We start from the raw sequence: 14,124 nt of genomic DNA, 5'->3' as shown, positions 1-14,124 counted from the left end.
TATGAAGCTGCATATAATTCGATCCCCCCTAGCCCACGCCAGTCGCTCATGGGGGAAACCCCCAAGACCGCGCTGGCTCCCCTTAACAAGGGGGGAACCGGAAAAACATCTATCATATCAAAGTCCCCCAGTTTATCGGGGGATTTAGGGGGATCAAGAAATATGTAACTTCACATTAAATTGGTATAAAACCCTTGTAGAGACGTAGCAGTGCTACGTCTCTACAATCATTTTCACTTTTATCGTACCCAATACTTGATTGGTTACAGCAATTTTCAGGTAATACCAAATTGGAAAAAGAATGCGACAAATAGGTAGGGGCACAACATTGTTGTGCCCTTACGAATAATTGATGTGTCGCAAACATTATTTGAATTGGTATAAATAGACCTCTTGCAAAAGGAACTTTTGCAAGAGGCAGGGAAAGGGGAAAAGGGCAAAGGGAAAGGGAAAATTTCAATCCTTTTCCCCTTCCCCCTTACCCCTTTCCCCACTTCTGCAAGAAGTCTATTAGAGATCCCCTATGCGATACATCCCATCAACGGTATAGCCAAACACGCAACAGTGACAGCAATTGTTCGGTATCTACGGGTTTGGTGATGTAGTCTGATGCACCGGCTTCAATACACTTCTCGCGATCGCCTTGCATGGCTTTAGCGGTCAGTGCAATAATCGGCAAAGATTTAAGTTGCTCGTTTTGGCGGATTAAGCGTGTTGTTTCGTAACCATCCATTTCGGGCATCATTACATCCATTAAAACCACATCAATATCTGGTGTAGTTTCCAACAAAGCGATTCCCTCTCTGCCGTTTTCAGCATATAAAACCTGGATTTGATAACGCTCCAACATACTGGTAAGGGCGAAGATATTACGCATATCGTCGTCTACAATTAGCGCTTTTTTGCCAGCGAGTAAGTAGTCTATGGAATGCAGTTGTTCAAGTATTTCTCGTTTGGGTGCTGGTAAATTTGCTTGAATTCGGTGTAAAAATAATGCTGTTTCATCGAGGAGACGTTCGGGCGATCGCACATCTTTAATGATGATTGTTTCGGCAATCCGCCGGAGTTCCGTTTCTTGAGCTTTGCTAATTTCTCTACCTGTGTAGACAATGATTGGTAAAGTTTTGCCCTGGGGCAAAAGCTTTATCTGCTCGATCAGTTCAAACCCGGTCATGTCGGGCAGCCCTAAATCGAGGACAAGGCAATCAAAATGCTGGGTACGAATAGCTTCTAGGGCTGCTGCACCGCTGGCGACAGCAGTGGTAGAAACATCGCTGTTGCCAATCAACTCAACAATACTCAGCCTTTGAGTGTCGTCGTCTTCGACTACCAATAAATTTTTCACTTGGCGCTCAACAAAACCTTTAATTTTGGTCAACGCTTCGGATATTATCTCGCTGGTTAAGGGTTTTTGCAGATATGCGATCGCACCTAGTTGCAAACCGCGCTGTTTTCCTTCTTCAACGGTCATGATATGTACGGGAATGTGGCGGGTATTTGGGTCATGTTTGAGACGATCCAATACCGTCCAACCATCCATTTCTGGCAACCGGATATCTAGCAAAATAGCTGAAGGTAGAAATTGCTGCGCTAACATCAAACCTGTACTACCTGTTTGGGCAGCTATCACCTTGAATCCTTGCTGTTGCGCCATATCTAGAAGGATACGCGCAAAATTAATGTCATCTTCGACAATTAGTAAGACGCGATCGCCTCTTTCAATAGTAGTGCGATCGTCATTTAGAAGTGGAGAGTGGGTAGAGACGCGATTAATCGTGTCTGTACTGAGTGGGGAGGAGGGAGTGGGTAGTGTTGATGCAGAATCAGAACTCAGCGATCGTGATGGGCTAAACGCCCCGTTATCGCTAACAGGACTCAATTGTGGTAGATAGAAGGTAAAGGTGCTACCTTGACCGGGTTGACTAATTAGTTTAATTTCACCGCCAAAGAGACGGGCGATTTCGCGGCTAATTGATAAGCCCAATCCAGTGCCGCCGTATCTCCGACTGGTAGAGCCATCGGCTTGCTGGAATGCTTCAAAAATCACTTTCTGTTTGTCTGGGGCAATGCCAATACCTGTATCGCTGACTGAGAAGGCGATGACAACCTGGGCGCTATTCAAAGTTTGGTAGTCCTTGCTCCATCCCTGCTTTGCCACCGCAATCTGTAAGCGTACCTCTCCTCGCTCTGTAAATTTAAAAGCGTTGGAGAGGAGATTTTTTAACACCTGTTGTATACGTTTGACATCTGTATAGATGCTAACTGGCAATTCAGGAGTAAGTTCAATCGTAAAGGCAAGTCCCTTACTCTGAGCGATTTGCCGGAAGTTACGCTCGATTTGTTCGCCCAACTCTGCCAATGGCATTTGAGTCATGTCAATCGACATAGTTCCAGATTCAATTTTAGCGAGATCCAGAATGTCATTGATTAACGCCAACAAATCATTACCTGCTGAGTAAATTGTTTGGCTGTATTCGACTTGCTTGGCGCTGAGATTGTGATCAATGTTATCTGCCAACAACTTCGCCAAAATTAACAAGCTGTTCAGTGGTGTCCGCAGTTCATGGGACATATTGGCGAGAAATTCTGATTTGTATTTTGAGGAAAGGGCGAGTTGTTCAGCCTTGTCTTCCAAAGATAATCTTGCTTGTTCAATTTCCCGATTTTTGCGCTCAACTTCTTTCTTTTGCATCGCCAACAACTCTGCCTTTTCTTCTAATTCGGCGTTGGTTTGTTGCAGTTCCTCTTGCTGTCCTTTGAGTAAATCTTCAGAGGCTTTGAGTGATTGCGCTTGTTCTTCTAAGCGCTTGTTAGTTTCCCTGAGTTCGCTTTGCTGGGATTGTAGTTCTTCAGCTAAAGATTGCGACTGCTTGAGTAATTCTTCAGTTCGCATGGATGCTGCGATCGTGTTGAGGACGATCGCTATACTTTCGGTAAGTTGGTCGAAGAATGTCAGATGAATTTCGCTAAAGCGGCGGAAGGATGCTAATTCTATGACTGCTGTCACCTGTCCTTCAAAAAGTACAGGTAACACTACGGCATTAAGTGGAGCCGCTTCTCCTAAACCAGAGGCAATTCTGACATAATCACTTGGCACATCCGTTAGCAGTATTCGCTCTTTTTCTAAAGCGCATTGTCCCACCAAACCTTCACCCAAGTGGAAGCGGTTAGCCAGATGTCTGCGTTCACGGTAAGCGTAGCTACTAATTAATTTCAAAAACGGTGTATTTTCCCCAGAGTCCATCAGGAAGAATACGCCATGTTGCGCTCCTACCAAGGGTGCTAGTTCTGAGAGAATTAGTTTAGATACGGTTTCTAAGTCTCGCTGACCTTGCAGCATTCGGGTAAACTTGGCTAGGTTAGTTTTCAACCAGTCTTGCTCAGTATTTTTCTGCGTTGTCTCGCGCAGATTAGCAATCATCTGGTTGATGTTGTCTTTAAGGATTGCTACTTCCCCTTGTGCTTCGACGGCAATTGAACGAGTTAAATCACCTTTAGTTACAGCTGTTGCAACTTCTGCGATCGCTCTTAATTGAGTTGTCAGTGTAGCAGCAAGTTCATTTACATTATCCGTCAAATCTTTCCAAGTTCCAGCCGCGCCGGGTACTCTAGCTTGTCCGCCTAACTTCCCTTCAATTCCCACTTCCCGCGCTACTGTAGTTACCTGATTGGCAAATGTTGCTAGAGTATCAATCATCTCGTTGATTGTCTCTGCTAAGGTTTCAATTTCTCCCTTAGCATCTAACATTAGTTTCCGTTTCAAGTCACCGTTAGCAACTGCTGTTACAACTCTGGCGATACCGCGTACTTGTGCCGTTAAGTTACCCGCCATCGAGTTCACGTTATCTGTTAAATCTTTCCAAGTTCCTGCAACACCTTGGACTTGCGCTTGTCCGCCCAACTTCCCTTCAGTTCCCACTTCTCGCGCCACCCGCGTTACTTCACTTGCAAAGGAACTGAGTTGATCCACCATTGTATTGGTGGTGTTCTTCAAGTCTAAAATTTCACCTCTGGCATCGACGGTAATTTTCTTAGATAAGTCGCCATTCGCTACTGCCTTGGTAACTTCCGCGATGTTGCGGACTTGTCCGGTGAGGTTCCCCGCCATCGAGTTAACGTTATCAGTTAAATCTTTCCAAGTCCCTGCAACTCCTCTGACGTAAGCTTGCACGCCTAACTTACCTTCCGTTCCCACCTCACGGGCAACCCTTGTTACTTCTGATGCAAAAGAATTTAGCTGATCCACCATTGTATTAATGGTGTTTTTAAGCTCTTGAATTTCGCCTTTTACATCGACAGTGATCTTCTTAGATAAGTCGCCGTTTGCAACGGCTGTCGTAACTTCGGCAATGTTTCGTACTTGTGCTGTTAAACTTCCCGCCATGAAGTTTACGCTGTCGGTTAAATCTTTCCAAGTGCCGGCTACACCTTTAACTTCTGCTTGTACACCTAATTTACCTTCAGTTCCCACCTCCCGCGCTACCCGCGTCACTTCACTTGCAAAGGAATTAAGTTGATCCACCATTGTGTTAACGGTGTTTTTCAACTCTAAAATTTCACCTTTGACATCAACGGAAATTTTCTTAGATAAATCGCCATTAGCTACAGCTGTGGTAACGGCGGCAATGTTTCGCACCTGTGCCGTTAAACTTCCCGCCATGAAGTTCACGCTGTCGGTTAAATCTTTCCAAGTTCCAGCTACACCGCGCACATCTGCTTGTACGCCTAGTTTACCTTCGCTTCCCACTTCCCGCGCCACCCGCGTTACTTCACTTGCAAAGGAATTGAGTTGATCCACCATTATATTGATGGTATTCTTGAGTTCGAGAATTTCGCCTTTGACGGCAACGGTAATTTTCTTGGATAAGTCACCATTGGCGATCGCAGTTGTCACTTCGGCAATGTTCCGCACCTGTGCCGTTAAGCTTCCCGCCATGAAGTTTACGCTGTCGGTTAAATCTTTCCAAGTACCAGCAACGTCTTTCACTTCTGCTTGTACACCCAATTTACCTTCAGTTCCCACCTCACGGGCGACTCGCGTCACTTCACTTGCAAAGGAACTGAGTTGATCCACCATTGTATTAATGGTATTTTTCAACTCCAGAATTTCACCTTTAACATCGACAGTGATTTTCTTGGATAAGTCGCCTGTTGCAACCGCCGTAGTTACTTCGGCAATGTTTCGCACCTGCGCCGTCAAGCTTCCCGCCATGAAATTCACGCTGTCGGTTAAATCCTTCCAAGTGCCAGCCACGCCGCGCACTTCTGCTTGCACGCCTAATTTACCCTCACTTCCTACCTCACGAGCTACCCTTGTTACTTCTGATGCAAAGGAATTAAGTTGATCCACCATTGTGTTAATGGTGTTTTTGAGTTCCAGAATTTCACCTTTGACATCGACAGTGATTTTCTTGGATAAGTCGCCTGTTGCAACCGCCGTAGTTACTTCGGCAATATTCCGCACCTGTGCCGTTAAACTTCCTGCCATGAAGTTTACGCTGTCGGTTAAATCTTTCCAAGTGCCAGCTACACCGCGCACATCGGCTTGCACACCCAGTTTACCCTCGCTTCCCACTTCACGAGCAACCCTTGTAACTTCACTTGCAAAGGAGCTGAGTTGATCCACCATTATATTGATGGTATTTTTCAGTTCAAAAATTTCACCTCTAACATCAACGGTGATTTTTTTAGATAGATCACCATTTGCGATCGCAGTCGCAACTTCGGCAATATTTCGCACCTGTCCGGTGAGATTACCCGCCATTAAATTAACGTTGTCAGTTAAATCTTTCCAAGTACCCGCTACTCCCGGAACTTCTGCTTGCACACCCAACTTACCTTCAGTTCCCACTTCACGCGCAACTCTTGTTACTTCTGATGCAAAAGAATTGAGTTGATCCACCATTGTGTTAATGGTGTTTTTCAACTCCAGAATTTCACCTTTGACATCCACAGTGATTTTCTTAGATAAATCGCCATTTGCTACAGCAGTAGTCACTTCGGCAATATTCCGCACCTGTGCCGTCAAGCTTCCCGCCATGAAGTTTACGCTGTCGGTAAGGTCTTTCCAAGTACCCGCTACCCCGCGAACTTCTGCTTGACCGCCTAATTTTCCTTCTGCACCCACCTCACGCGCAACTCTTGTCACTTCCGATGCAAAGGAATTAAGCTGATCCACCATGATGTTGACGGTGTTTTTCAACTCTAAAATTTCGCCTTTGACATTAACAGTGATTTTTTTCGATAAGTCGCCATTTGCTACCGCCGTTGTCACTTCCGCAATGTTACGGACTTGGGCTGTTAAATTCCCTGCCATCAAGTTAACGTTATCTGTCAGATCCTTCCAAGTACCTGCTACACCTTTAACTTCTGCTTGTACGCCCAACTTCCCTTCAGTTCCCACCTCACGCGCAACTCGCGTCACTTCCGATGCAAAAGAATTAAGCTGATCCACCATCGTGTTGACGGTGTTTTTTAGTTCCAGAATTTCGCCTTTGACATTGACAGTGATTTTTTTGGATAAGTCACCATTTGCGATCGCAGTGGCAACTTCGGCAATGTTGCGAACTTGTCCGGTGAGATTACCCGCCATCAAGTTAACGTTATCAGTCAAATCTTTCCAAGTGCCAGCCACACCTTGCACTTCGGCTTGAACGCCCAACTTCCCTTCGGTTCCCACTTCACGGGCAACCCGCGTTACTTCCGAAGCAAAGGAACCAAGCCGATCAACCATCGTGTTGACGATATTAGCAGTTTGGAGAAACTCACCTTGGAGGGGTCTGCCATCAATTTCTGTGGCGATCGTTTGCGATAAGTCACCATTGGCGACTGACCGAATTACCCGAGTAGTTTCAGCTGTTGGTTGAACTAAATCTGTAATTAGAGTATTGACAGAAGTAACACAATCTGACCAGGAACCTCGAACATCTCCGAGAGAGGCGCGATCGGCAATTTTGCCTTCTTTGCCGACAACATTACCAATGCGTTGTAGTTCGGCCGCCATCCGCTCATTCTGGTAAATAATATCATTGAGCGTATCAGCTATTTTCCCTGCCACACCAGTATGGTCTATGGGCATCCGAGCAGAGAAGTCACCTTGCTTAACAGCATTCAGCGTTCTTAGTAGCTGATTTAAATCGAGATTGTCGCTGTCTCTAGTCAACTGTTCGGTTGCCATAGCCGTATCCTTAATCTTAATCCTTGAAGAATTTTTTGTATTTTTTGCACCCCGTACTTATTTAGAGTACTTTTAGCCAATGCGTATCACAATAGAAAGTAGGGAATAGAAAGTGGATCAAACTAATTTTTATGGGTGCGAGTGTAAGCAGTTGATAAAGACTGCTAATTAAATGGTATTGCCGTCGATGTATCTAGCATCCCACTTAGCTAATCATAGCGAGTTGGACTCTGTTATGCAGCATTAATTGTCGGCGATGCCTAACTTAGGCGAGTAAGCAGGTTGATGACACGACCTCGATCGCAGTGTAAGGACGCGATAAATCGCCGTCTCTACAAAGAACTGATTATTGTAAAGACGGCAATTTATCGCGTCTTTGCGATCGAGGTGCAGCCATTCAAGTGGACAATTGCAGTGTGCCGTATTCAATGGCACCAGGAGCGTATGTTGTACCGTTCAATGTTACAGGGCATCCGGCGGTTGTGATTCCGATTGGACAAACTCAAAACGGCTTGCCGATTGGGATGCAAATCGTGGGTGTGGGTCAGCGATGGCAAGAGATGGAGCTATTCGCTATTGCTCAAGAACTTGACAAAGTGGTTGGTAATTTCCGCAATCCATTGGGCTATTGAAATCAGCCTTAGTTGTCATGCAGCCGCAATTGTTGAATTTTGTAAAGATTGTCAAGGAGTAACCAAGGGGTGTGTAAAGCCTGAAAATGACTCTATGTCTATCTTTTGAAGAGTGTAATAGATTATGAAATTAGTTATGAAAATGACATTGAAAAGATGAAGAATTATGCTGGAGTCAGTTTTTATCTGTCCAAGGAAAGCAAGCTTTATTAGCTTGACTGCTTAGAGTTTCAACAATATCACTATGAAATTACTCATCCTATTTAAAACCCTAGCATTACTTAGTCTTTTCCTAGCTACACCATTTAGTATGATTGCTACCGTTCCGCTTGTAGCAAATACACTTAATACTCCCACAAATACTGAACAAACAAAGCGGTTGAAACTAACTTTATCAGGACATACTGCACCTGTGCGTGCATTAACCCTTTCCCCTAGTGGTCAAGTTCTTGCTAGTGGTAGCGATGATAAAACAATCAAACTTTGGCAGACTACTACAGGTGCATTGCTTCACACTTTAACTGGACACGGTGATCGCATTAAATCAATAGTGATTACTCCAGACGAGCAAACTTTAATTAGTACCAGTTTCGATAACACTATCAAATTTTGGGATACGCAAACAGGAAAGGAAGTTCGCACGATTTTAGAAAAAACAGGGGTGAAAGCAATGTTGTTGACCCTAGATGGACAAACTTTAATCAGTGGTAGCGGCGATAACACTATCAAATTTCGGAATCTCAAAACTAGAAAAATTGACCGGATACTGAGAGCAGAAACAACAGCACTTGCAATTAGTCCTGATGGTAAAACCCTCTTAAGCGGGGGTGATAATGGGGGAAAAATTCGGGTTTGGAGTCTGGTAACAGGTAAAGAAATAGGCAGCTTTACCCCACCACTACCCAAAAAAGAAGACCTGATCAACCGTTCGGAGAGAGCATCAGCTCCAATTACGCTTGCTATTAGTAAAGATGGGAAAATGCTCCTGTCTGGTGGACATGACGATAGTTTTCAATCTGGTGGAGTCAGAAGCACAGATGGTAAAGGTTTCAAAGCTTGGGACTTGAAAACAGGAAAGCTAATTCATAATTTATCGTTGGGTACGAGTATTGATGCGTTAATTATAAGTCCCGATAGCAAAACATTTATTACTGGTGGTTTAGGTAGAGAAATCATATTACGCGACATCAAAACAGCGAAATCAGTCATGAAACTTACCGGACATGCAGGTGGAATTTATGGACTTGCATTAAGTAGTGATGGTCAGACTTTATATAGCGCTAGTGGCGATAAATCTGTTAAAGTTTGGCAGATAAAACCGTAAAGGTAAGGCTAATGCTAAACTCAAAAAGCTGTGTTTTTGGAATCAATTTCAACCAGTAATGTCTTAAGATTTCAGACGGAGCAAAAAACTAACTCAAGGAACAAATATGCACGAGCAGGTGCAATAAACAGTGTTTTGCTGTAAGAATCTAAATTAGCATCTAGTGAAAGTTATCAAAAAAGGTTAAGAGAAAAAAATAAAATGCTGTATTGACGCAATCACCTTTCAGGATGTTCCTCAAAGGAGGGAAGTTTTTATTATATCTTTTGAGAAAAACAAGATGGTTGTGCTGATGATTACTGGACTCGTCAGTGGAGCTTGATTGATCCTCATGTTGAACTTACAAGCTTTCAACCCGATGATAGTGGGCGAGTAGTTGTCTATGTTCATCAACTAGTGCAGGGTTTAGATGGAAACTTGATCCGCGACTAAATGGTTCAGCATATTTACACTATTGAGAATGGCTTGATCCGACGCATGGACATTCAGGAGTTATAAACACGAGCGCCTATAAAGCTAACAAGCTGTGTACTTCAGCAGACAGGTAACTTCTAATTACATTAAAATGAGATTAAGTAAAACGAGGGAGGAAAAAACTATGTCAGTTAAACTTTTACCCGACCTTGGCGATTTAGCGGAAGGATTAGGAGTCACAGGTATTGTAGGGATAATTCTTTTACCAGTATTCTTCCCAGCCATCGGTGGTGTTGGTAGGCCAATAGCTAAAGCACTTGTCAAAAGCGGAATCGCTTTTTATGACAGAAATAAAGAAGCTTTAGCCGAACTGAATGAAACCTGGGACGATATCATTGCAGAGGCAAGGGCTGAGGTCGGTGAAGAACGGATGAAATCAGCCCAACCTATAGACATGAATGGCTGAATGCTGGAAAAACAGTGGTGGTAGTCTCAATGCTTCTCTAAATTCGACTACTTCAACACTCCAAGCTTGGATGCTTTTGCTATTTCCTGAGCCTGTTCAAAACCCAGTTGATTCGGGCATACTACCCCTGAGTTAAGCATTTTAGCCAAGCCGCTTAAAAGCAATTCTTCTTGGAAACTGATATCAGCCTCATCTTTACCGTAAGCCATCACTTCAGCAACAGTTCGCCCCTGGTTATCTTTTTCCACCGGAATGACCATCAGTTGCTTATCAGCAGCAGCGACTAGCTTGAGCAGTTTCTGTTTTGCTTCATTAGCCAATGGTTGATCTGGAGCTTCATCTTGTTTCAATTCGGGGGCATCAATTCCACAAAGCTCAACTAACATTTGGCTGCCATCAGTTTAGCGGACTACGATGCTGTCCCTATCTGGCACTTGGGTAGTTATCCATTCTTCGGTAAGGGCGATGGATGGCTGATTAGTTCTTTGGAAAATCAAGATACCGGTGATAATAGCTTTGGTGATAGCTCTGTTGTCCCAATATAGAGATTGCCATTTCAAAATTAAGCTCAATTCCAACTGTTGCCGTAATAGTTGAGATAAATCAAGTAGTTTATCTTGTTCTTTGGTGTCAGAAACTTATCCGGTATGGACAAATTGCTTCCAGAACGCCTGCTCAAAAGCATTTATCAGGAACTACTGCCTAGATTACAAATTGAAAGTGTCAATCCCCGTAATCCCATTCAGGTCAGCTATCTTCCACAACCCTGGCGGCTGCTTGGCAAAGGAAATTATGCCGCAGTAGTTTATCATCCCGATTACCCTGAGTGTGTAGTTAAAATTTATGCCCCAGGACGACCAGGCTTTGAAGAAGAAGTAGAAGTCTACCGTCGTCTAGGCTCTCATCCGGCATTTTCTGAGTGTTTGTACGCCAAAGATAGCTTTCTAATTTTGAAACGGCTTTATGGAACAACTTTGTACGACTGTATGCACTTAGGTTTACCGATCCCCAGGCAGGTGATAAGAGACATAGATAAAGCTCTTGACTATGCCCGACGTTGCTCCCTCTACCCTCATGATGTTCACGGGCGTAATGTTATGATGCACAAAGGTAGAGGATTAGTTGTAGACATCTCAGATTTTTTACATCTTGAAGCCTGCTCAAAATGGAATGACTTAAAGAAGGCTTATTACTGGTTATATCTCCCCTTGCTATGCCCACTTCGACTCCGTGTGCCATACTCTGCCTTAGATATAATCCGCAAATCTTATCGTCTGGCAACCTCTTTCAAAACTTCCTCTTGTCAAATACTCCTAAGATTAACTCGTTTTAAATGTTTGAAACGTTAGGTTAATTTATTATTGCAAACATTAAGTATTTCTGTGCCAAAAACTGATGGCAAGCGGTGGCGTGAGATGGAGTTGTTGGCGATCGCACAAAAACTTGATCAAGTAATCAATGCCTTTCATAATCCATTAGGTTACTAAGCAGATTTCGTTGTGTATTCAAAATTGTTCAGAAGTTCCCACAAGGATTTCACATGAATCTTCGTGCCATTTGGGTAACAGAGAAAGATTTCTAATTACTTGGACAAGTCTCTTTAACCTTTCTCCAGTCTGCTGTAGGGCGAACGCGCTTGTTGTGGTTGCACGATTCCAAGCGATCGCTCTAAGTGTAAAATTTGGAATCGAAAAAAATTTTATCAGGCGATTCTCTTAAGAAAAGGCAATTATCCACTATAGTCATCAGCACCAGAAATAAACCCCGTCTCTTTGAGCAGCTGTCGTAGTTTTGTATGAGGAAATTTTGTGTCCTTGTTGTTATTTTTATACATATCAACAAAGAAGTCTTGCATCAGTGCAATAATGCTGCGATATTTGACGATGCTAGTAACATAAAACTCATCTAACTTCATGACCCCATCAGCGTGTATCTGCTCAATGCTGTCAAGTAATATAGCTCCGAGTTCATAAGGTTTTAAACCTTCTTTTATCTCATATTTTTCCATTATCGTGCGTTTATCGTTCTCAGGACATAAATCATATCGTGAGCGAATAAGATGACCAAGATTTCGCAAGACTTCTCCGTAGTCGTAAAATTGGTTCTGCTTAAAAAAAGACTCTTCATCTTTGGTTAAAGAAAAACTCTTATCAAGTACTAAACCAAAATCAGTCAAATATATCTGCTTGCCGTCAGTGAGGATGTTGCGAAAATGTGCATCGAAGTGAATAATTCCCTTTCTCCTCAAAAAGGTAATCGTCGTGCATAATTCATCTAAAGGTTGCTGAAGTTTGTTAGGGTTTTCTTGCAACCATGTTTCCAAAACATACGGTATGTACTCTAAAAACAGAACTAATTCATAGTTGGCGTTAGCTCTATCTAACACATAATTCTCGATACTCAGATTATTACCCCAATGCTCCACAAAGCTTTTGTGATTTTCCATATCGATATTCTCGCGTTGCCCAAAGAACGGAATAATTCGATAATGGTACATTAGGGGAAATGTGGCGTTCGCTCCTTCTAATACCCAGTTAGTAGTCTTAATGTGTGTTATGAGTTCACGAAAGACACCAAAACCAATAGAACCAACACCATAGTTAAAGCAAGTTGGTAAGTCATACAGATTTTTGGTAGAAAATAGGTTTTCGTATTCGATATCCGTAATCGGAATGCGCTTGACAAAAATTTTGAATTGCGCAAGAACGATCGTATGATTTCGCCCCGAACTTGAACTTGATGTGCCTGGCTCATTATTATCAAACAAAGAACACAATTGCGTATTATCCAACCCAGCAAGTTGTGAACTAAGTTTAAAGTAACTCTTGGTTCTAAGTTCTAGATGGTTTTTAACCATTTTCTTCGTTTAGACGCAGTATAAAAAACCGTAACATTATTGTAATTATTTTAACTGGTTGGCAAAAGGCGTTTCACCCAGGGCGGCTTCGCTAGGGGGATTAATTTATGCCACTGTTGGATGGAATGATTGCACAATTCAATTGCCGAATTGCGTGATTTTGGACAATATCAGTTATATTCTTAACCCAAAGCGAAAAACAGTTACAAAAAAGGTAGATACGACATGAGTAGCAAAACATCCAAGGTCGGGGTCATTGGTGCAGGGAATGTGGGTGCAGACGTAGCAAATGCTTTAGTGTTACTCCGTAAATGTGTAAGAGTGGTGCTTTTTGACCGAACCTTATCAAAAGCTGAGGGGCAAGCATGGGATATTGAAGACAGCATTCCCTTACTTGAAGAAATGGAGATTATACCATCAAATAAGTATGAGGATTTAGCTGATTCTGATGTAATTGTCGTAACTGTTGGGGTACAGCCGAAACTTGGACAGAGCCGATTAGATACGTTGAGTGACAATGCAGAGATCATGCGTTCGACGATGAGAGAATTGGATCGAGTTGCACCGAATTCAATTGTGCTTATCGTTAGCAATCCAGTGGATGTACTAACACGGATTGCGATCGCCAGTTCCACAAGAGCAGAAAACCTAATTTTCGGTTCGGGAACCGTTCTTGATACTGCTAGACTGAGATATCAACTTGGTAAGCAACTGAATGTTGCAAAACAAGATGTTCATGTTTATGTGATTGGAGAGCATGGAGACAGTGAATTTGTCGTTTGGTCTAGTGCATTTATTGGGGGGATTGCATTAACGGAATTTCCTATACCACAAGGAGAAAAGCTGGAACAAATTCAGCAAGAGTACGCAGAGTTAACCCGTAGGCGAGGCTATAACATTTCCGAACGCAAAGGAAATACTAGCTATGGCATATCAATAGCAGTTTGTCAATTAATTGATACCATCCTGCGAGATGAAAAACAGATATTTCCAGTATCAGTGAGAGCAGATTCTAGCTATGGAGTTGGCACTGAAGTTGTTTTTGGACTTCCATGTATCATTAGCTCAATAGGTATTGAGCGCCAACTGGTGTTACCAAGAAATGCTCATGAACAACGTTTATTAGAAGAGTCAGCCACCAAACTGAATCTTGCCTATAATTCTTTGGATAATTAAAATCAACTCATATAGCCTATCTAAAATGCGGGATAAGCTCATCTAATTGAGTATATATCTTTTAATAGGCTATAGTAA

At 42.9% G+C, this 14,124-nt stretch carries 10 protein-coding genes; 6 read left to right on the top strand and 4 right to left on the bottom strand.

What is annotated here, in order from left to right; genetic code table 11:
• Positions 1-538: 538 nt before the first annotated feature.
• The gene (locus H6G97_RS10925; RefSeq protein WP_190940636.1) at positions 539-7,177 is read right to left on the bottom strand and encodes a HAMP domain-containing protein; all 6,639 of its coding nucleotides are present in this window, start codon (positions 7,175-7,177) and stop codon (positions 539-541) included.
• A gap of 428 nt (positions 7,178-7,605) precedes the next feature.
• Between H6G97_RS10925 and H6G97_RS10920 the strand changes: the two genes are divergently transcribed.
• The 3 genes from H6G97_RS10920 (at position 7,606) to H6G97_RS10910 (ending at position 10,013) form a co-directional block, all read left to right on the top strand.
• Entirely contained in the window at positions 7,606-7,809 is a 204-nt protein-coding gene (locus H6G97_RS10920; RefSeq protein ID WP_199349343.1) for an amidase family protein, read from the top strand.
• A gap of 244 nt (positions 7,810-8,053) precedes the next feature.
• Positions 8,054-9,133: a WD40 repeat domain-containing protein gene (locus H6G97_RS10915; RefSeq protein WP_199349342.1), complete on the top strand. Its 1,080-nt coding sequence runs from the start codon at positions 8,054-8,056 to the stop codon at positions 9,131-9,133.
• A gap of 598 nt (positions 9,134-9,731) precedes the next feature.
• Positions 9,732-10,013 carry a DUF5132 domain-containing protein gene (locus H6G97_RS10910; protein ID WP_190940635.1) on the top strand — a complete coding sequence of 94 codons (282 nt, stop codon included), beginning with the start codon at positions 9,732-9,734 and terminating at the stop codon, positions 10,011-10,013.
• 47 nt (positions 10,014-10,060) lie between these two features.
• On the opposite strand, the gene H6G97_RS10905 is transcribed toward H6G97_RS10910, so the two are convergent.
• Together H6G97_RS10905 and H6G97_RS10900 are read right to left on the bottom strand one after the other, a co-directional pair.
• Positions 10,061-10,399, bottom strand: coding sequence for a thermonuclease family protein (locus H6G97_RS10905; RefSeq protein ID WP_190940634.1), 339 nt, complete (start codon positions 10,397-10,399; stop codon positions 10,061-10,063).
• A gap of 15 nt (positions 10,400-10,414) precedes the next feature.
• Positions 10,415-10,573 carry a hypothetical protein gene (locus H6G97_RS10900; RefSeq protein ID WP_190940633.1) on the bottom strand — a complete coding sequence of 53 codons (159 nt, stop codon included), beginning with the start codon at positions 10,571-10,573 and terminating at the stop codon, positions 10,415-10,417.
• An 87-nt stretch (positions 10,574-10,660) separates the two neighbouring features.
• Between H6G97_RS10900 and H6G97_RS10895 the strand changes: the two genes are divergently transcribed.
• Both H6G97_RS10895 and H6G97_RS10890 read left to right on the top strand, forming a co-directional pair.
• Positions 10,661-11,362 (top strand): serine/threonine protein kinase, encoded by a 702-nt coding sequence (locus tag H6G97_RS10895; RefSeq protein WP_190940632.1) that lies wholly within the window; start codon positions 10,661-10,663, stop codon positions 11,360-11,362.
• 12 nt (positions 11,363-11,374) lie between these two features.
• A complete protein-coding gene (locus H6G97_RS10890; protein WP_190940706.1) occupies positions 11,375-11,500 on the top strand; it encodes an amidase in 126 nt (41 codons plus the stop codon).
• Positions 11,501-11,742: 242 nt separating this feature from the next.
• On the opposite strand, the gene H6G97_RS10885 is transcribed toward H6G97_RS10890, so the two are convergent.
• Positions 11,743-12,870, bottom strand: coding sequence for a BUD32 family EKC/KEOPS complex subunit (locus tag H6G97_RS10885; RefSeq protein ID WP_190940631.1), 1,128 nt, complete (start codon positions 12,868-12,870; stop codon positions 11,743-11,745).
• Between the two features lie 225 nt (positions 12,871-13,095).
• On the opposite strand from H6G97_RS10885, the gene H6G97_RS10880 reads away from it, so the two are divergent.
• Positions 13,096-14,046, top strand: a complete 951-nt coding sequence (locus H6G97_RS10880) for a malate dehydrogenase (protein WP_190940630.1) — start codon at positions 13,096-13,098, stop codon at positions 14,044-14,046.
• Positions 14,047-14,124 lie beyond the last annotated feature (78 nt).

The organism is Nostoc flagelliforme FACHB-838 (assembly GCF_014698065.1).
Lineage (GTDB): Bacteria > Cyanobacteriota > Cyanobacteriia > Cyanobacteriales > Nostocaceae > Nostoc > Nostoc flagelliforme_B.
Note: the sequence above shows the minus strand (reverse complement) of the source record. Positions and strands in the feature narration are given on the sequence as shown.

What these genes read in the sequence shown, in the direction of transcription:
- H6G97_RS10905 (WP_190940634.1), bottom strand. Translation starts at nt 10,399, where the DNA reads ATGTTAGTTGAGCTTTGTGGAATTGATGCCCCCGAATTGAAACAAGAT.
- H6G97_RS10925 (WP_190940636.1), bottom strand. Translation starts at nt 7,177, where the DNA reads ATGGCAACCGAACAGTTGACTAGAGACAGCGACAATCTCGATTTAAAT.
- H6G97_RS10885 (WP_190940631.1), bottom strand. Translation starts at nt 12,870, where the DNA reads ATGGTTAAAAACCATCTAGAACTTAGAACCAAGAGTTACTTTAAACTT.
- H6G97_RS10895 (WP_190940632.1), top strand. Translation starts at nt 10,661, where the DNA reads ATGGACAAATTGCTTCCAGAACGCCTGCTCAAAAGCATTTATCAGGAA.
- H6G97_RS10920 (WP_199349343.1), top strand. Translation starts at nt 7,606, where the DNA reads ATGGCACCAGGAGCGTATGTTGTACCGTTCAATGTTACAGGGCATCCG.
- H6G97_RS10910 (WP_190940635.1), top strand. Translation starts at nt 9,732, where the DNA reads ATGTCAGTTAAACTTTTACCCGACCTTGGCGATTTAGCGGAAGGATTA.
- H6G97_RS10880 (WP_190940630.1), top strand. Translation starts at nt 13,096, where the DNA reads ATGAGTAGCAAAACATCCAAGGTCGGGGTCATTGGTGCAGGGAATGTG.
- H6G97_RS10915 (WP_199349342.1), top strand. Translation starts at nt 8,054, where the DNA reads ATGAAATTACTCATCCTATTTAAAACCCTAGCATTACTTAGTCTTTTC.